The sequence below is a fragment of the Rathayibacter sp. AY1B4 genome (assembly GCF_002932815.1).
GTDB lineage: Bacteria > Actinomycetota > Actinomycetes > Actinomycetales > Microbacteriaceae > Rathayibacter.
This window is the reverse complement of record NZ_PSWN01000009.1, coordinates 91,154-108,704: the sequence shown is the minus strand read 5'-3', so window position 1 is coordinate 108,704 and position 17,551 is coordinate 91,154. Positions and strand designations below refer to the sequence as shown.

The following is a 17,551-nucleotide window of genomic DNA, read 5'->3' as shown; positions in this document are numbered from 1 at the left end:
ACGCGGGTCCGGCCGGGAGAGCGCGGATCACTCCCCGCGCAGCACCTCGAGGGCGTGCACCAGGTCGTCGGGGTAGGACGCCTCGAACTGCACCCACTCCCCCGAGCCCGGGTGGGTGAAGCCGAGCCGGACCGCGTCGAGCCATTGGCGGGTGAGGCCGAGCCGCTTCGAGAGGGTCGGATCGGCGCCGTACATCGTGTCGCCGACGCACGGGTGGCGCTGGGCGGCCATGTGCACGCGGATCTGGTGGGTGCGGCCGGTCTCGAGGTGGATCTCGAGGAGGGAGGCGAACGGGAAGGCCTCGATCGTCTCGTAGTGGGTCACCGAGGGCTTGCCGTCGGCGCGGACCGCGAACTTCCAGTCCGAGGACGGGTGGCGGCCGAGCGGGGCGTCGATCGTCCCGGCGAGCGGGTCGGGGTGGCCCTGCACGACCGCGTGGTAGACCTTCTCGACCGTGCGGTCGTGGAACGCGCGCTTGAGGTGCGTGTAGGCGCGCTCGGACTTCGCGACGACCATGAGGCCGCTCGTGCCGGCGTCGAGCCGGTGCACGATGCCCGCGCGCTCGGCCGCACCGGAGGTCGACACGGTGAAGCCCGCGGCGGCGAGGGCGCCGAGCACCGTCGGCCCCTCCCAGCCCACCGCGGGGTGCGCGGCCACTCCGACGGGCTTGTCGATCACCACGATGTCGTCGTCGTCGTGCACGATGCCGAGGCCGGGAACCGCCATCGGCACGATCCGCGGCTCCTCGCGCGGGCTCCACTCGACGCTCAGCCAGGTGCCGGCGTGCACGCGATCGCTCTTGTCGAGGACCCGTCCGTCGGCGCTCACTCCGCCCGCCTCGGCGACCTCGGCCGCGAAGGTGCGCGAGAAGCCGAGCAGCTTCGCGACGGCCGCGTCCACGCGGAGGCCGTCGAGCCCGTCCGGGACCGGCAGCTCTCGGGACTGCGCCATCAGCGTCCGCCGGGGCGGTCGGCGTCGCGGGCCGCCTCCTCGACGGAGGAGGCCGCTGCGGGGGCGCCCGCTCCGGGGGCGGCGGGAGCGCCGTCCTCGGACGCGACCTGCTCGTCGCGGCCCGCGCGCTCGCGGGTGCCGTCGAGGCCGACGCCCCGCACGCTCAGGAGGACGAACAGCGCCATCGCCGTGCAGATCGCGATGTCGGCGACGTTGTAGATCGCCGGGAGCAGCCACGGCGTGAAGAGGAAGTCGACGACGTGTCCGAGCCCGAAGGAGGGCTCTCGGAACAGCCGGTCGAAGAGGTTGCCGAGGGTGCCGCCGAGCAGCAGGCCGAAGAAGACGCCCCACGCGGTGGAACGGATCCGGCGCGAGAACCAGATCACGGCGACGACGACGCACGCCGCGATGATCGAGAAGATCCAGGTCGACCCGCTCGCGAGGGAGAAGGCGGCACCCGGGTTCTTCACGTAGTGCAGGATCAGGACGTCGCCGAGGACGTGGACGTCCTCGCCCAGGGTCAGGTTCGTCGTGACCAGGAACTTCGCGGTCTGATCGATCGCGAAGACCGCGAGCGCGACGAGGCCGAGGGTGACGAGCACCCTCGGCCTGACGTCCGCTGCGGCGGGACTACGCCCCAAAGCCCGACAGCGAGGACTCCGTCGACGCCGGCTGGGTGTCGAGGTCGCGGAGCTGGCCCTCGATGTAGCTCTTCAGCTTCTGGCGGTACTCGCGCTCGAAGGTGCGGAGCTCGTCGATGCGGTGCTCGACCGTCGCGCGCTCCTCCTCGAGCTTCGCGACCTGCTGGCGCTGCTTGGCCTCGGCCTCGGCGACGATGCGGGCCGCCGTGGCACGACCCTCGGCGACGAGCGCGTCGCGCTTCTCGGCACCCTCGCGCACGTGCTCCTCGTGGAGGCGGCGGGCGAGCTGCAGGAGTCCGCTGGAGCTCTCGGCCTCGTCGACCGGAGCCGACTGCGAGGAGCTGACGGGAGCGACGACCGGTGCGGGAGCCGGGGTGGGCTCGGGCTCGGGCTGCGGCTCCGGCTCGGGTGCCTCGTCGACCACCGGAGCGGGAGCAGGAGTGCTCTCGCGCGGGGCGTCGGAGACTCGGGCGTCCGAGGGGCGGCTGTCGCCGGAGGAGAGGCGCTGACGAAGCTCCTCGTTCTCCTGGTTCAGGCGGCGGAGCTCCACGACGACCTCGTCGAGGAAGTCGTCGACCTCGTCCTGGTCGTATCCCTCACGGAACTTGGTCGGCTGGAACCGCTTGTTGACAACGTCTTCGGGAGTGAGCGCCATGGCTTTCCACCTTCGATTTCAAGTAGGTACACGTTTAACAACGCGCGACTAAAGCTAGCAACTTCAGGCGCACGGCGCAGTGCTGACACCGCGGGGAACGTCCGGACGTGCCAACGATACAGGGACGGTCAGGCGCGCTGGAGCCACGTGGCGATGTACATGCCCACGATGACGCAGAGCATGGTGAGGCTCCAGCCGAAATCGAGCGCGATCGGACCGATCGAGACCGGCTTGATCAGGCGTCGGAAGAAGCCGATCGGCGGGTCCGTGACGGTGTAGACGCCCTCCGCGGCGACGAGGCCGGCACCGCGGGGGCGCCAGTCGCGTCGGATCACGCGGACGAGGTCGAGCACGAACCGCGCCCACATCGCGAAGAAGTAGAGCAGCAGCACGAAGTACAGGACGCTCCCGAGGAGCGAGACGACGGAGGTCACCGGGGGCCAGGGCTCCCCGGGATCAGGACTTCGCGAAGAACGACGCGTCGGCGTCGCTCTCGGCGGAGGCGGAGTCGCCGGCGACGGTGATGTGCGACGGCGAGAGCAGGAAGACCTTGCTCGTCACGCGCTCGATGCGGCCGTAGAGGCCCTGCGAGAGTCCGCTCGCGAAGTCGATGAGGCGGCGGGCGTCCGCATCGCTCATCTGCGAGAGGTTGATGATCACGGGGATGCCGTCGCGGAAGTTCTCCGCGATGACCTGCGCGTCGCGGTACTGCTTCGGGTGGACGGTGAGGATCTCGTTCATCTCGGCGGGTGCCGTCGCCTTCGGGGTCTGGGGGGTGGGCTTGCGGAGCGGGGTGACCGTCGCGCGGGGCTGCTGCACCGGCTCGACGGGAGGGACGGGCTGCACCGGGGAGACCGGTGCGCGGTGGGCCGTCGCCGGGGCCGCCTCGACGGGCTCTGCGCGCTCGTACTCGACCTCTTCGTCGGCGAGTCCGAGGTAGACCATCGTCTTCTTCAGCGGGTTGGCCATGGGGTGTCCTCCGTGTCGTGTGTGCTCCCACAGGTGGGTCACCACGAGGTTAGGTGCGGGCGGGGCGTTCTCCGGTGATTGCCGATCCGATTCGCAGGTGTGTCGCACCCTCCGCGATCGCCTCGGCGAAGTCGTTCGACATGCCCGCCGAGATCGCCGTGGCGGAGGGCTCGACGGCGCGCACGCGGTCGGAGATCGACCGGAGCCGGGCGAACGCCGGACGGGGCTCCTCGTCCAGCGGAGCGACCGCCATCACGCCGCGCAGCGTGAGGCCGGGCGCACCGGCGAGAGCCTCGGCGAGGGGCTCGACGTCGGCGGGCGACGCTCCCCCGCGGTCGGGATCCTCGGTGAGGTTGACCTGCAGGAACACGTCGAGAGGCTCCTCCCCCGCCTCCAGCAGCGGGACGAGCGCGAGCCGGTCGACGGAGTGGACGGCGTCGGCGTAGCGGCGCACCTGGCGCGCCTTCTTGCTCTGGAGCTGCCCGATGAAGTGCCAGCGCGCAGCGGTCCCCGCCAGCTCGGCCGACTTCTCCTGCGCCTCCTGGTGCCGGTTCTCGCCGAAGTCGACGACGCCCAGCTCGAGGAGGTCGCGGAGCAGCGACACGGGGTGGAACTTGGTCACCACGATGGTCGTGACCGAGGACGCCTCGCGACCGGCCGAGCGGGTCGCGTCGGCGACCCGCTCGGAGACCTCGGCCCAGCGCGCGGCCAGCTCCGGATCCGGCACGACTACTTGAGGAAGTCGGGGATGTCCAGGTCGCTGTCGTCGTCGTCGAAGGACGGGTCGGCGACAGGGGCCGGGGCGGCGACGGGGGTGCTCGCCCAGATCGAGCCGGCCGCAGGGGCGGCGGCGGGAGCCGGGACGGGCTCGGCGGCCGACTCGCTCGCCGAGCTCTGCTGCTGGCGCGGCTGGGCGATCGCGGCCTGAGCGGTCCCGCCCGGCTCTCCGCCGTCGAAGCCCGCGGCGATGACGGTGACGCGCACCTCGTCGCCGAGCGTGTCGTCGATCACGGCACCGAAGATGATGTTCGCCTCGGCGTGCACCGCCTCCTGGACGAGGCGCGCCGCGTCGTTGATCTCGAAGATGCCGAGGTTCGAGCCGCCCTGGATCGAGAGGAGCACGCCGTGCGCGCCGTCGATGCTGGCCTCGAGCAGCGGTGAGGCGACGGCCAGCTCGGCCGCCTTGATCGCGCGATCGGCGCCGCGCGACGAGCCGATGCCCATCAGCGCCGAGCCCGCGCCCTGCATGACCGACTTCACGTCGGCGAAGTCGAGGTTGATCAGGCCGGGCGTGGTGATCAGGTCGGTGATGCCCTGGACGCCGGCGAGGAGCACCTGGTCGGCGGTCGCGAAGGCCTCGAGCATCGAGATGCCGCGGTCGCTGATCTCGAGCAGGCGGTCGTTCGGGACGACGATGAGCGTGTCGACCTCGTTCTTCAGCGTCGCGACGCCGGCCTCGGCCTGCGTCTGCCGACGGCGTCCCTCGAACCCGAAGGGCTTGGTCACGACGCCGATGGTGAGGGCGCCGATCGACTTGGCGATCCGCGCGACGACGGGCGCGCCGCCTGTGCCGGTGCCGCCGCCCTCGCCCGCGGTGACGAAGACCATGTCGGCCCCCGCGAGGACCTCCTCGATCTCCTCGGCGTGGTCCTCGGCGGCGCGGCGGCCGACCTCGGGGTCGGCGCCGGCGCCGAGTCCGCGGGTCAGCTCGCGGCCCACGTCGAGCTTGACGTCGGCGTCGCTGAGCAGGAGCGCCTGGGCGTCCGTGTTGATCGCGATGAATTCGACACCGCGCAGGCCGAGCTCGATCATGCGGTTGACGGCGTTGACGCCGCCACCGCCGATGCCGACGACCTTGATCACGGCGAGGTAGTTCTGGTTTGAAGTCACGTCTCCGGCCTCCGGGCTGAACCTTAAACCTGTAGTTGAGGCTTAAAGTTATGCTGAGTATGCATTTGGGGTTCGGCTCCGACGGTAGGCGGAGTCCGGTCGCGCTCCCAGCAGACACGCCCGCAACGCTCGAAAGAACGCGCGGATCCGCCGCCGGTCAGGGCCGGGGCGCCACGACGGCGGCCTGGGGCGAGGACACGTCGTAAGTGCCGACGACGGCGGGGTCGGTCGCGGCCATCAGCTTCTCGAGCACGACGGCCTTGAGCGCCGACTCGTCCGACCCGCCCCAGACGACTTCCGTGCCGTTCTGCAGGGTGAGCGAGACGTCGTCGCCGGTCGTGGCGGTGGCGGCCGTCACCTGCGGAGCGAGCGACGCGGGCAGGGAGCGCAGCACCCGCGCGGTCGCGCGGAAGCCGGCTCCCGAGGCGTCGCCGGACGCGGTGGTGAGGACCGGGTAGCCGGGCTGCGCCGAGTCCGCCGTCTCGATGACGACTCCGGCCGCGTCCACGAGCTCGAAGCGGCCCCCCGCCGCGATCACGCCGAGGGGCGTGCGCTCGACGATCGACACCACGAGGGTGCTCGGCGGCCGGGTCTGCACCGAGTAGCTCTGGATGAGCGGGGACGCGCCCAGCACGCGGCCGACCTCGTTCCGGTCCACGAGGGTGAGCGGGACGCCGAGCTGGTCGTCGAGCTCGCTCTGCAGGGCGGCGGCGTCGACGCGCTGGGTGCCCGAGATCTCGATCGTGCGCACGGCCATGAGCGGCGAGAAGGCCGCGACTCCGACGATCAGGGCGAGGGCGACGAGCGACCCGGCCACGACCAGGGCGATCAGGCGGCGCCGACGCGCGCGCTTCGTGAAGCGGCGGACCTCCCCCCGCTCGTAGCGCCTCCGCTCGCGGGCGGCCCGGGAGACGGCCCGGTTCTCGGCACCGGGCAGACGCAGGCCCGAGAGGGCGCGGCGGACCGCGCCCGCGCGCGACGGAGTGCGCTCGGCCGGCTCCGGGTCCACGCGGATCGCGGTGACGATCCGGATCGGCTCGGTGTCCGGCTCCGGCTCGCCGCCGCGCGTGGGGACGCTCCGACCGCGCGCCGGAGGGCGTCCGCCGTCGGGCCGCTTCACGGCCGCTCCCCCGCTTCGGGCGCGAGGACCGCGGTCATCGTGCGACCGGCGCGGCCTCGCTCGCGCCGAGCGACTCGAGCACCTGCGGGATGATCCGGTAGACGTCGCCGCAGCCGAGGGTGATGACGAAGTCGCCCTCGCGCGCGATGCCGGCCGTGAGGCGGGCCGCCTCCGCCCAGTCCGGGACGAACGAGACGTGCGACGGGTCGGCGAACTTCTCGCTGACCAGCGCTCCGGTCACTCCGGGCTCCGGATCCTCGCGCGCCCCGTAGACGTCGAGGACGATCGTCTCGTCGGCGTAGCGCTCGAGCGTCTCGGCGAACTCGCGGGCGAAGAGGCGGGTGCGGCTGTAGAGGTGCGGCTGGTGCACGGCGATGATGCGGCCCTCGCCGACCACGGTGCGCGCGGCGGAGAGGGCGGCGGCCACCTCGGTGGGGTGGTGGGCGTAGTCGTCGTAGACGCTGACTCCGCGGACCGCTCCGTGCAGCTCGAAGCGGCGCTCCGTGCCTCCGAACGCCGACACGGCCTCGAGCGAGGCGGCCGGATCGAAGCCCAGGCCCACCAGCACTGCGAACGCGCCGGCCGCGTTGATCGCGTTGTGCCGGCCGGGGATGCGGAGGCGGGCCGAGTAGCGCCTGCCCTCGTACTCGACCGAGAAGCCGACGGGGCCGACGAGGTCGAGGTCGACGACGCGGACGTCCGCCCCCTCGGCCTCGCCGAAGGTCAGCACCCGTCCGCCGTCCAGCCGCTCGGTGACGCGGACGGCGCCGGGGTCGTCGGAGGAGATGACGACGAGCTCGCTCGCGGAGGAGGCGAAGGTGACGAAGGCCTCCTCGAACGCCTCCAGCGATCCGTAGTGGTCGAGGTGGTCCGGGTCGACGTTCGTGATGAGGGCGACCGCGGTGTCGTAGAGGAGGAAGCTGCCGTCCGACTCGTCGGCCTCGACGACGAAGACCTCGCCGGAGCCGGCGGCGGAGGAGGTGCCGAGGCTCTCGATGATGCCGCCGTTGACGAAGCTGGGGTCGGCGTCGACGCCGAGCAGGCCGGTGACGATCATGCCGGTCGACGTGGTCTTGCCGTGCGCTCCGGCCACCGCGACCAGGCGCTTGCCGCGCACCAGCCAGGCGAGGGCCTGCGAGCGGTGCAGCACGGGCAGGCCGCGCTCCTTCGCGAGCAGGTACTCGGGATTGTCGGGCCACAGGGCGGAGGTGACGACGACCGCCTCGGCGTCCCCGAGGTTCGCCGCGTCGTGGCCGATGGCGACCGGGACGCCGAGCTCCCGCAGCTGCTCGATGGGGTGGGACTCGCGGACGTCGGACCCGGTGACCCGGTGCCCGGCGTGGTGGAACAGCCGGGCGATCCCGCTCATCCCGGAGCCGCCGATGCCGATGAAGTGGACCGAGCCGAGCTCGTCGGGGACGGTGATGCCGAGGTCGGGCTTGATCACGGGGCTCTCGCTTTCGGGTGGGTCGCGGCGGGCGGGAGGGGCCTCCCGCGGTGCGCCGGATCAGTGTAGACGGTGGGCGGGAGTGCTCTCACGAGCCGCGCGGAGCGGGCTCAGCGCGGAGCGGAGAGGGTCGACTCGATCAGGTCGACGAGCCGCCCGGAGCCGTCGCGGACTCCCACGCGGGCGGCCCGGCGCGCCATCTCGTCGCGACGGGCGGTGTCGCCCAGGAGCGGTACGAGCTCCCGCTGGACCCAGCCGGGGAGGAAGGCGGCGTCCTCGACGAGGACCGCTCCCCCGGCGTCGACGACGCCGCGCGCGTTGTAGCGCTGCTCGCCGTTGCCGACCGGGTACGGGACGTAGACCGCGGGCAGGCCGAGGGCTGTCAGCTCGCTGACGGTCGCCGCCCCCGCGCGGGAGACGGCCACGTCCGCGGCGGACAGCGCGAGGTCCATCCGGTCGCAGTAGGCGAGGAGGTGGTAGCCGGCCACCCCCGGGTCCGTGATCTCGGCGCGGTCGCCCGTGATGTGGAGGACCTGGAAGCCGGTGGTGACGAGATCCCGGGCGGCGGCGTGCACCGTCGCGTTGATCCGCCGAGCGCCGAGGGAGCCGCCGGTCACCAGGAGGGTCTGCCGGGACGGGTCGAGGCCCAGCGCCGCCATCGCCTCGTCGCGGCGCGCGGCCCGGTCGAGCTCGGCGATCTCGCGGCGCAGCGGCATGCCGACGACCCGCGCGTGCGGCAGGGGCGTGCCCTCGAAGGCCACGCCGACCGAGCGGGTCGCGCGCGCGCCGAGGCGGTTGGCGAGCCCGGGGCGCGCGTTGGCCTCGTGGACGGTGAAGGGGACGCCGGCGCGGCGGGCCGCCAGGTAGGCGGGTGCTGCCGCGTACCCTCCGAAGCCGACCACCGCGTCGATCCGCCGGTCGCGGATCGTCCGGACGATGCCGGCGATGGTCGCACGGAAGGCTCCGGGGAACCGCAGCGCCGCCGCGTTCGGACGGCGCGGGAACGGCAGCCGCGGGATCACCGAGAGCTCGTAGCCGCGGAGGGGGACGAGGCGGGCCTCGAGCCCCTCGGCGGTGCCGAGCACGAGCACCTCGTCGTCCGGGTTCCGCCTGCGGATCTCATCGGCCGTCGCGAGCAGCGGATTGACGTGGCCGGCGGTGCCGCCGCCGGCGAGGAGGTAGCGGGTCACTCCGCCGCCGCCTTCCTGCGGCGCAGCACGCCCGCGCCGGGCAGGGGCGCGGTCTGGGTGCGGGCGAAGGAGAGGACGACGCCGATGGCGAGGAGCGAGCTGAGCAGGGCGGTGCCTCCGGAGGAGATCAGCGGCAGCGGGACTCCCAGCACCGGGAGCACCCCCAGGACCACGCCGATGTTGACGAACGCCTGGCCGATCAGCCAGACCATGATCGCGCCGGTGCTGATCCGCACGAACGGATCGGAGGACGCGTGGATGACGCGGAAGAAGGCGACAGCGAGGACCACGAACAGCGCCAGGACGACGATCGCTCCGATCAGCCCGAGCTCTTCGCCGATGATGGCGAAGATGTAGTCGTTGTCCGCGGCGGGCAGCCAGGACCACTTGGCCTTGGAGTTGCCGAGGCCCACGCCGAAGATCCCGCCGGAGGCCATCGCCCAGGTGCCGTGCACCGGCTGCCAGCACGAGTTCTGGTACTCCTCGACGTTGGAGCAGTCGCCGAGGAAGGACATGATCCGGGTGAGGCGGTTGTCGCTGGAGACGGCGAACAGCACCGCTCCGATCGCGCCGACCACCACGATCGGCACGAGGACCTTCATCTGGACGTTCGCGTAGAAGAGAGCGGCGAGGACGATGCCCGCCATGATCACGACCGTGCCCAGGTCGCCTCCGATGAGGACCAGTCCGATCGCTGCGCCGCCGACGATCAGGACGGGGATGAGCGCGTCCTTCCAGTCCTTCGGCGACCGGTAGCGGCGGGCGAGCAGGAGCCCCAGCCAGAGGGCGAGCGCGAGCTTGATGATCTCGGAGGGCTGCATGCTGAAGGCGCCGAGGCGGATCCAGTTGCGGTTCCCGCCGACGGAGTCGCCGAGCGGTGTGAAGAGCACGAGGCACTGGAGGACGCAGCCGGCGATGAGCAGGATCGGCGTCACGCGCTTCCACACGCCGAGGGGCAGCCGCGAGACCACCAGCATCATCGGGATCCCGAGGAGGGCGAACCCGCCCTGGCGCAGGAAGCCCCCGAAGGAGTCGTCGCTCGACACGTAGGAGGTGACCGACGAGGAGGAGAGCACCATCGTCAGTCCGAACAGCACCAGGAAGAGCGTGGTTCCGAAGAGGAGGTAGAAGTTCGGCGAGTGGGAGGCGAAGACCTTCGACAGGACGATCCGCGCGGAGCGGGCCCCGCTCCGGTCCTTCCCGCGCGGCTCAGTGCGCGAGCGGCCCGCGGGGCGGCTCGTCGTCGGAGCGGTCATCGGCTCCCCCTCCCAGGTGTGTCGCCACGGCGGCCGCGAAGGAGCGGCCCCGAGCCGCGTAGTCGAGGAACTGGTCCATCGAGGCCGCGGCGGGTGCGAGCAGGACGACGTCCCCCGAGCGGGCGAGCGTCGCGGCCGCCTCGACGGCCGCCTGCATCACCGCACCAGTGTCGTCCGGCACCGCCTCGCTCACGGGGAGGGCGGGCGCGTGTCGTCGGAATGCTGCGAGCAGCGCCGAGCGGTCGGCGCCGATCACCACGGCGCCCCGCAGGCGGCCGACATGCGCGGCCACGAGGGCGTCCACGTCGACGCCCTTGAGCAGCCCGCCGACGACCCAGACGACCGACGGGTACGCGCGCAGCGAGGCGTCGGCGGCGTGCGGGTTCGTGGCCTTGGAGTCGTTCACCCAGGTCACCCCGTCGCGCTCGGCGAGGACCTGGATGCGGTGGGCGTCGAGCTCGAAGGACGCCAGCGCGGTGCGGACGGCCGTGACCTCGATCCCGCACGCTCGGGAGAGCGCTGCCGCGGCGAGCACGTTCTGGACGATGTGCGGAGCGGCGAGGTTCCGTGCGGCGAGCTCGTCCACGGTGGTGATCTCGAGGGCACTGGTGCGGCGGTCCTCGAGGAAGGCGCGGTCGCAGAGGATGCCGTCGACGATCCCGAAGTCGCTCGGGCCGGGCACGCCGAGGCCGAACCCGATCGCCCGGGCGCCCTCCACCACCTCGGCGTCGAGCACCATCTGCTCGGTCGCCGCGTCGGCGCGGTTGTACACGCAGGCGACGCGGGTGCCGGCGTAGACCTTGCCCTTGGCCGCGCGGTAGGCGTCGAACGAGCCGTGCCAGTCGAGGTGGTCGTCGGCGATGTTGAGGCACGCGCTCGCGATCGGCTCGATCGCGCCCAGGTAGTGCAGCTGGTAGCTCGAGAGCTCCACGACGAGGACGTCGAAGCCCTGCGGGTCGCGGACCGCGTCGAGCACGGGCACGCCGATGTTGCCGCAGGGGGCGGCGCGGAGGCCGCCGGCCACGAGCATCGTCGCCGTGAGCTGGACGGTCGTGGTCTTCCCGTTGGTGCCGGTGACGGCCACCCAGTCGGCCGGAGTGCCGTCGGCGCGCACGACCTTGTCGCGGACGCGCCAGGCGAGCTCGACGTCGCCCCACACGGGGATCCCGGACTCCGCCGCCCACACGAGGATCGGGTGCGTCGGCCGGAAGCCGGGCGACACCACGACCAGCTCCGGTGCGAACGCGTGCAGCTCCTCCGGAGCGGAGTCGAGGCGGTCGGCCCGGTGCAGGCGGGCGCCGATCACCTCGAGCAGGCGCTCGCGCTCCTCGTCGGCGCGGTCGGCGAGGACCAGCACCTCGGAGCCGAGCTCGGTCAGGGTGTCGGCCACCGAGAACCCGGTGACGCCCAGGCCCAGCACGGCGACGCGCAGGCCGCGCCAGTCCGAGTGCCAGCTGCGGAGGGAGTCGGGACGGGCGGGATCGGTCATGCCAGCGACAGCCATTCCAGGTAGAAGAGCCCGACTCCGGCGGCGACGAAGATGCCGGCGATGATCCAGAACCGGACCACGACGGTGATCTCGGCCCAGCCCTTGAGCTCGAAGTGGTGGTGGAGCGGGCTCATCAGGAAGATGCGCTTGCCCCGGGTCAGCTTGAAGTAGATCCGCTGGAGGATGACCGAGCCGGTCACGATGACGAAAAGGCCGCCGATGAGGATGACCAGCAGCTCAGTGCGGGTGAGGATCGCCAGGGCCGCGAGCGCGCCGCCGAGGCCGAGCGAGCCGGTGTCGCCCATGAAGATCTGCGCCGGCGAGGTGTTCCACCAGAGGAAGCCCACCAGTGCACCGGAGACGGCCGCCGCGATGATGGCCAGGTCGAACGGGTCGCTCACCTGGTAGCACTTGTCGACGACCTCGGGGTTGAGGTGCTGGTCGAAGCACCACTGGTTCGACTGCCAGAACCCGATGATGACGTAGGAGCCGATCGCGAGGATCGAGGACCCGGTCGCGAGTCCGTCGAGCCCGTCGGCGACGTTCACGCCGTTCGACGTGCTGGTGACGATGATGCAGATCCACAGCACGAACAGGCCGATGCCGATCCAGCCGAGGGAGGCGAAGTCGAACGGCAGGTCGCGGATGAACGAGATCGAGGTGGACGCGGGGGTGAGCCCGTTGGAGTCGCGGACCATGATCGCGATCACCGCGAAGGCCGCGGCGACGATGACCTGGCCGGCGATCTTCGCCCAGCCGCCGAGGCCGAGGCTGCGCTGGTTGCGGGTCTTCAGGAAGTCGTCGACGAAGCCGACGAGTCCGAGCCCGACCATCATGAACAGCACCAGCAGAGCCGACGGCGCGATCGCCCGGTTGCCGAACAGCATCCCGAGGAAGTAGCCGACCACGGTGCCGATGATGATGACGATGCCGCCCATCGTCGCCGTGCCGTGCTTGACGTGGTGCGACTTCGGTCCGTCCTCGCGGATGAACTGGCCCCACTGCAGGCGGTGGAAGAGACGGATGAACAGGGGCGTCATCAGGAGCGTGAAGGCTCCCGAGAACGCGCCGGACAGGAGGAGTGCCCTCATCGGTGACGCTCCCCGAGACGGTCGGCGAGGAAGCGCAGCCCCGCGGAGTTGGACGACTTGACCAGCACGGTGTCGCCGGGTCGCAGGTAGTCCTCGAGGAGGTCGAACGCCTCGTCGGAGGTCTCCGCGAAGACGGACTCGCCGCTCCACGATCCCTCGCGCTCGGCCGCGACGTGGATCCGGCGGGCGCCTCGGCCCACCACCACGATCTGGGAGATGTTGAGGCGGACGGCCAGCAGGCCCACGCGCTCGTGCTCCTCGTCGGCCCACTCGCCGAGCTCGCTCATCTCTCCCAGGACGGCGACGGTGCGCCCCCCGGGCTTCGCGATCTGGGCGAGGGTGCGCAGGGCGGCCGCGGTGGAGTCGGGACTCGCGTTGTACGCGTCGTTGATGACGCGGACGTCCTCGCCGCCCAGGACCTCCATGCGGCCGCGCTCGGCGAGGGTGACGGTCGCGAGCGCCTCGACGATCGCGGGCAGCGCCACTCCGACCGAGAGCGCGGCGGCGGTCGCCGCGAGGGCGTTCATCACGTGGTGCTCGCCGAGGACGCGCAGCAGGAGCTCGGCGCGGGCGGCCTCGCGGCCCTCCCCGGCCGAGACCTCGATGGCGAAGCGGGTGCCGTCGGCGGTCGCGTCGATGTCGACGGCGCGCACGTCCGCGCTCTCGCCGCGGCCGAACCAGAGGACCCGGGCGGCGGTGCTGCCCGCCATCGAGGCGACCCGGCCGTCGTCGGCGTTCAGCACGGCGACGTCGTCGGCGGTGAGGTCGGCGACCATCTCGGTCTTGGCCTCGAGCGTGCGCTCGATCCCGCCGAACTCGCCGGCGTGCGCGAGGCCCACGGCGAGGACGACGCCGACGTCGGGCCTGGCCATCCGGACGAGGCGGCGGATCTCGCCGACCGCGCTCGCGCCCATCTCGGCGACGAGGAAGCGCGTCGACTCGGACACCTGGAGCATCGTGATCGGCGCGCCGACCTCGTTGTTGAAGGATCCGCGCGGAGCGACCGTCTCGCCGACCCGCTCGAGGACGGTGCGGAGGAGGTTCTTGGTCGTCGTCTTGCCGTTCGAGCCGGTGACGCCGATGACGGTGAGCCCGCCCTTCGCGCGGACGCGGCGGACGACCTCGGTCGCCAGCGCGCCGAGCGCCTCCACGGAGTCGTCGACGAGGACCTGCGGCACGTCGAGGTCGAGCGGGCGCTCCACGATGAGGAGCGCGGCACCGCGCTCGAGAGCGGCGGGAGCGAAGAGGTGGCCGTCGGTGTGCTCGCCGCGCTTGGCGACGAAGATGCCGCCGGGCGCGATCTCGCGGGAGTCGGTCTCGGTCGCTCCATCGATCACGGTGGCGGCCGTGGCGGACGAGCCGGCCAGGTGGAGGCGTCCGGAGACGGCCTCGGCGATCTCGGTGAGGGTGAGGGCGATCATCTACAGCCAGCCCGCCTCGCGCAGCGCGTGACGGACGTCGTCTCTGGCCGAATACGGCATGTGCACTCCTGCGATCTCCTGGTGGTCCTCGTGGCCGGGCCCGGCGTAGAGGATCGAGTCCCCTTCGCGCGCGAGGGCGACGGCGGCGCGCACGGCGGCGCGCGGGTCGGCGATCTCGTGGATCTCCCGGTCGGGCACGGCGGCCCGGGCGCCCTGGAGGAGCGCGGCGCGGATGGCGGCCGGATCCTCCCAGCGCGGGTGGAAGTCGGTGACGACCACGACGTCGGCGAGGCGGGCGGCGATGGCGCCCATATCGCTCCGCTTGGTCGTGTCGCGGTCCCCGTCCGCCCCGAACACCATGAACAGGCGGCCGGGCGTGATGGTCCGCAGCGCCTCGAGCGCGTTCTGGAACGCGTCGGGGGTGTGGCCGTAGTCGACGTAGACGCGCGGTCCGCGCTCCCCCGAGACGAGCTCGGCGCGGCCCGGGATGTAGACGTCGAGACGGCTGTCCTCGAGCGCGTGCGCGACGGCGTCCAGGTCGAAGCCCGACTCCACCAGCATCACGATCGCCAGCGCCGCGTTGGACGCCATGTACCAGCCGATCAGCGAGACGGTGACGACGACGGAGCGGTTCTCGGGCCCCTCCAGGCGGAAGGTGGTGCTGTCGGGCGTCGCGTCCAGCACCGTCATCGACCAGTCGGCGGGCGTCGTCGGGGCGACTCCGACGACCGGAGAGCCGGCGAGCGTCGCGACGGGGATGCGGCTGCGCTCGGCGAGCTCGCGCCCCCAGGCGCTGTCGACCGTGACGACGCCGCGGCGTGCGCGCTCCGGCTCGAAGAGGTCGGCCTTGGCCTCGAAGTACTCGCGCAGATCGGAGTAGTCGTCGAGGTGGTCGTGGCTGAGGTTCGTGAAGCCGACGACGTCGAAGACGAGGCCGTCGATCCGGTGCCGCGTGAGCGCCTGCGCCGAGACCTCGATGGAGACCGCGCGGACGGCGGACTCGCGCATCCGCGCGAGCAGGCCGTGCAGCTCGCTCGCCTCGGGAGTGGTCAGCGAGCTGACCACGGCGACGTCGCCGATCCGGCGCTCGGCGGTGGAGCTGAGGCCGGAGACGACTCCGAGCCGGCGCAGCAGCGCGTCGAGGATGTAGACGACGCTCGTCTTGCCGTTGGTCCCCGTCACACCGAAGAGCGTCGGGACGTCCTCGCGGGTGCGGTGGATCCACGCGGCGACGTCGCCGAGGGCGGCCCGCGGGTCGGGGGTCACCAGCACGGGCAGGCCGCTGTCGGCGGCGAGCTCCGCTCCGGCGGGATCGGTCAGCACGGCGACGGCTCCGGACGCCGCGGCGGCGGACGCGAAGGCCGCGCCATGGGCACGGCGTCCTGCGACACCGACGTAGAGGTCTCCGGACTCGACCTGGTTCGAGTCCAGCGTGACTCCGCTCACCTCGACGCCCTCGAGGCCGCGGACCGGGCCGAGGGAGAACTCGGCCACGAGCTGCGAGAGGCTCCGCGGCACGGGGTGCTCGGGGCGGAGGGAGGACTGCGGGCGAGGGTCGTGCACTGCCCGCTCTTTCTCTCGTTCTGGTGCGTGGATCGTGGTCCCGGCGGGGCTCACCACGTCGTGGGGTACTGGACGGGCGGCACCGTGGACGGCTCCACCCGGTTGGTCTTGAGCACCTGGGTCATGACCTGCTGGAAGACGGGAGCCGTCGCCTGGGACGTGTTCATCTTAACCGGATCGGCGATGGTGACCGTCACGACGTACTCCGGGTCCTCCGCCGGCGCGAGCCCGGCGAGCGAGACGGTGTAGCTCTTCGAGTAGCCGCCCTTCCCGTCGGGCTGCTGCGCGGTACCGGTCTTGGTGGCGATGTTGTAGCCGTCGACGTGGATGTCGTTCGCCAGCCAGCCCTCGTTGTAGTGGGTCTGCAGCATGTCGACGACCTGCTTCGCGGCCGAGCTCGACACCACCTGGGTGCCCGTCGCATCGGGGACGTCCACGACGGAGCCGTCGGCCGTGGTGCAGCCGTCGATCAGCTGCGACGGGAGCCGCACTCCGCCGTTGCCGAGCGTCTGGTAGATGCTCGCGACCTGCACCGCGGTCGCCGAGACGCCCTGGCCGAACATCGTCGTGTAGTTCGTCTGGTTGTCCCAGTCCTGGTAGTCGGCGAGCAGGCCGCCCTCCTCGCCGGGGAAGCCACTCGTGGTGGGCGTGCCGAGACCGAACTTCTGCAGGTAGTCGTAGCGGGTCTGGGCCGACAGACGGGAGCCGAGCATCGAGATGCCGACGTTCGACGAGTCCTTGAGGATGCCGGTCAGCGTGTAGTTCGTCGGGGTGTGCGCGAAGTCGTCGCTGAACGAGGCGCCGTCCTTCTCGAAGGAGTCCGGGACGACGACCTGGGTCGTCGGGCCCGCCTGGCCCTGGTCGATCAGCATCGCGGCCGTCATCGGCTTGAAGGTCGAGCCCGGCTCGAACGGCGCGCGGAAGGCGCGCGAGCTGCGGTCGGCGGAGGCGCTCGCCTCGACGTTGTTGGGGTCGACCGTCGGCGTCTCGGCCACGGCGAGCAGCTTGCCGGTCTTGACCTCCTGCACCACGACGATCCCGTAGCTGCCGCCGACCTCGGCGACGCGCTGCGAGAGGACCTGCTGGGAGTAGTACTGGAGGTCGGAGTCGATGGTGAGCTTCAGCGTCCCGCCGTCGACGGCCGGGGTCTCCGAGACGGTGCTGCCCGGGATCCGGACGTAGTCGGCGCTGCGCTCGTAGCTCTCGGACCCGTTCTGCCCCGCGAGGCAGGTGTTCTCCGCGTACTCCATGCCCTCCTGGGCCGCTCCGTCCGCCCCGACGTAGCCGACGAGGTTGCCGGCCACCGCGCCGTTGGGGTAGCTGCGGCCCTGCTGGGTCTCGAAGTAGGTCCACGGGATGTCGAGCGCGACGAGCTTCTGGTAGGCCTCGAGGTCGAGCCCCTCCGAGAGGATCAGGTAGTTGGCCTTCGCGTCCTTCGCGAGCGCGGCGTCCACCGCTCCGGTGATCTGCTCGACCGACTGCCCGGTGATCGCGCCGATCTCGGACGCGGCCTGCTGCACGCTGACCATGACCTTCTGGTCCTCGCCCAGCTCGCGCGGGAACTCGGCCACGTTCTTCGGCGAGGTCGTCAGCCGGTAGCGCGTGGTGGTGTCCGCGAGCACCGTCCCGGAGCGGTCCACGATGGGGCCGCGCTGACCGTAGGTGACGACGCTGTTCGACTGGTTCTGGGCGGCCGCATCGGTGAGCTCGTTGGCCCGCACGATCTGGATGTCCACCAGCTTGCCGATGAAGAGCCCGACGACGGCGACGATGATGACGAACGTGACGGCCGTGCGGCGTCTGCTCGAGCGGTGGTGTCTCACTGCGGCGGTGTCCTTCTTGCTCCGGGCGGGCGGGCCGCCGTTCGT

16 protein-coding genes are annotated in these 17,551 nt (G+C 71.9%); all 16 read right to left on the bottom strand.

The genetic code is table 11. The features are described 5' to 3' along the window. Positions 1 to 27: 27 nt before the first annotated feature. A complete protein-coding gene (locus C5D66_RS08465) occupies positions 28 to 951 on the bottom strand; it encodes an RluA family pseudouridine synthase (protein WP_104256178.1) in 924 nt (307 codons plus the stop codon). Beyond that, positions 951 to 1,553 carry a signal peptidase II gene (lspA, locus tag C5D66_RS08460; RefSeq protein WP_104239385.1) on the bottom strand — a complete coding sequence of 201 codons (603 nt, stop codon included), beginning with the start codon at positions 1,551 to 1,553 and terminating at the stop codon, positions 951 to 953. Before lspA ends, C5D66_RS08465 begins: the two co-directional genes overlap by 1 nt. 28 nt (positions 1,554 to 1,581) lie before the next feature. Then, on the bottom strand, positions 1,582 to 2,247 hold the full coding sequence (locus C5D66_RS08455) for a DivIVA domain-containing protein (RefSeq protein ID WP_104222600.1): 666 nt from the start codon (positions 2,245 to 2,247) through the stop codon (positions 1,582 to 1,584). Positions 2,248 to 2,375: 128 nt separating this feature from the next. Beyond that, on the bottom strand, positions 2,376 to 2,681 hold the full coding sequence (locus C5D66_RS08450; protein ID WP_258059242.1) for a YggT family protein: 306 nt from the start codon (positions 2,679 to 2,681) through the stop codon (positions 2,376 to 2,378). Between the two features lie 22 nt (positions 2,682 to 2,703). Next, positions 2,704 to 3,216: a cell division protein SepF gene (locus C5D66_RS08445; protein WP_104222599.1), complete on the bottom strand. Its 513-nt coding sequence runs from the start codon at positions 3,214 to 3,216 to the stop codon at positions 2,704 to 2,706. 49 nt (positions 3,217 to 3,265) lie between these two features. After that, positions 3,266 to 3,943, bottom strand: a complete 678-nt coding sequence (locus C5D66_RS08440; protein WP_104222598.1) for a YggS family pyridoxal phosphate-dependent enzyme — start codon at positions 3,941 to 3,943, stop codon at positions 3,266 to 3,268. Between the two features lie 2 nt (positions 3,944 to 3,945). Next, positions 3,946 to 5,106: a cell division protein FtsZ gene (gene ftsZ / locus C5D66_RS08435; RefSeq protein WP_104256179.1), complete on the bottom strand. Its 1,161-nt coding sequence runs from the start codon at positions 5,104 to 5,106 to the stop codon at positions 3,946 to 3,948. Positions 5,107 to 5,263: 157 nt separating this feature from the next. Continuing rightward, positions 5,264 to 6,226 (bottom strand): cell division protein FtsQ/DivIB, encoded by a 963-nt coding sequence (locus tag C5D66_RS08430; protein ID WP_104256180.1) that lies wholly within the window; start codon positions 6,224 to 6,226, stop codon positions 5,264 to 5,266. Between the two features lie 34 nt (positions 6,227 to 6,260). Then, a complete protein-coding gene (gene murC, locus C5D66_RS08425; RefSeq protein WP_104233346.1) occupies positions 6,261 to 7,673 on the bottom strand; it encodes a UDP-N-acetylmuramate--L-alanine ligase in 1,413 nt (470 codons plus the stop codon). A gap of 110 nt (positions 7,674 to 7,783) precedes the next feature. Continuing rightward, positions 7,784 to 8,863: an undecaprenyldiphospho-muramoylpentapeptide beta-N-acetylglucosaminyltransferase gene (gene murG / locus C5D66_RS08420; protein WP_104326886.1), complete on the bottom strand. Its 1,080-nt coding sequence runs from the start codon at positions 8,861 to 8,863 to the stop codon at positions 7,784 to 7,786. Next, positions 8,860 to 10,119, bottom strand: coding sequence for a putative lipid II flippase FtsW (ftsW, locus tag C5D66_RS08415; RefSeq protein ID WP_104222593.1), 1,260 nt, complete (start codon positions 10,117 to 10,119; stop codon positions 8,860 to 8,862). The genes murG and ftsW overlap by 4 nt, the downstream gene beginning before the upstream one ends. Then, positions 10,073 to 11,608: a UDP-N-acetylmuramoyl-L-alanine--D-glutamate ligase gene (gene murD, locus C5D66_RS08410; RefSeq protein ID WP_104255493.1), complete on the bottom strand. Its 1,536-nt coding sequence runs from the start codon at positions 11,606 to 11,608 to the stop codon at positions 10,073 to 10,075. The genes ftsW and murD overlap by 47 nt, the downstream gene beginning before the upstream one ends. Then, complete coding sequence (gene mraY, locus C5D66_RS08405) at positions 11,605 to 12,699, bottom strand: phospho-N-acetylmuramoyl-pentapeptide-transferase (RefSeq protein ID WP_104222591.1); 1,095 nt, start codon at positions 12,697 to 12,699, stop codon at positions 11,605 to 11,607. The genes murD and mraY overlap by 4 nt, the downstream gene beginning before the upstream one ends. Next, complete coding sequence (murF, locus tag C5D66_RS08400) at positions 12,696 to 14,120, bottom strand: UDP-N-acetylmuramoyl-tripeptide--D-alanyl-D-alanine ligase (RefSeq protein ID WP_104255492.1); 1,425 nt, start codon at positions 14,118 to 14,120, stop codon at positions 12,696 to 12,698. The genes mraY and murF overlap by 4 nt, the downstream gene beginning before the upstream one ends. After that, the gene (locus C5D66_RS08395) at positions 14,121 to 15,683 is read right to left on the bottom strand and encodes a Mur ligase family protein (protein WP_104238697.1); all 1,563 of its coding nucleotides are present in this window, start codon (positions 15,681 to 15,683) and stop codon (positions 14,121 to 14,123) included. 50 nt (positions 15,684 to 15,733) lie between these two features. Beyond that, positions 15,734 to 17,506, bottom strand: coding sequence for a penicillin-binding protein 2 (locus tag C5D66_RS08390; RefSeq protein ID WP_258063941.1), 1,773 nt, complete (start codon positions 17,504 to 17,506; stop codon positions 15,734 to 15,736). Positions 17,507 to 17,551 lie beyond the last annotated feature (45 nt).

Bases quoted from the DNA above. Each gene is read 5' to 3' on its own strand.
- C5D66_RS08465 (WP_104256178.1), bottom strand. From the start codon at position 951: ATGGCGCAGTCCCGAGAGCTGCCGGTCCCGGACGGGCTCGACGGCCTC.
- C5D66_RS08455 (WP_104222600.1), bottom strand. From the start codon at position 2,247: ATGGCGCTCACTCCCGAAGACGTTGTCAACAAGCGGTTCCAGCCGACC.
- C5D66_RS08445 (WP_104222599.1), bottom strand. From the start codon at position 3,216: ATGGCCAACCCGCTGAAGAAGACGATGGTCTACCTCGGACTCGCCGAC.
- ftsW (WP_104222593.1), bottom strand. From the start codon at position 10,119: ATGACCGCTCCGACGACGAGCCGCCCCGCGGGCCGCTCGCGCACTGAG.
- murD (WP_104255493.1), bottom strand. From the start codon at position 11,608: ATGACCGATCCCGCCCGTCCCGACTCCCTCCGCAGCTGGCACTCGGAC.
- mraY (WP_104222591.1), bottom strand. From the start codon at position 12,699: ATGAGGGCACTCCTCCTGTCCGGCGCGTTCTCGGGAGCCTTCACGCTC.
- murF (WP_104255492.1), bottom strand. From the start codon at position 14,120: ATGATCGCCCTCACCCTCACCGAGATCGCCGAGGCCGTCTCCGGACGC.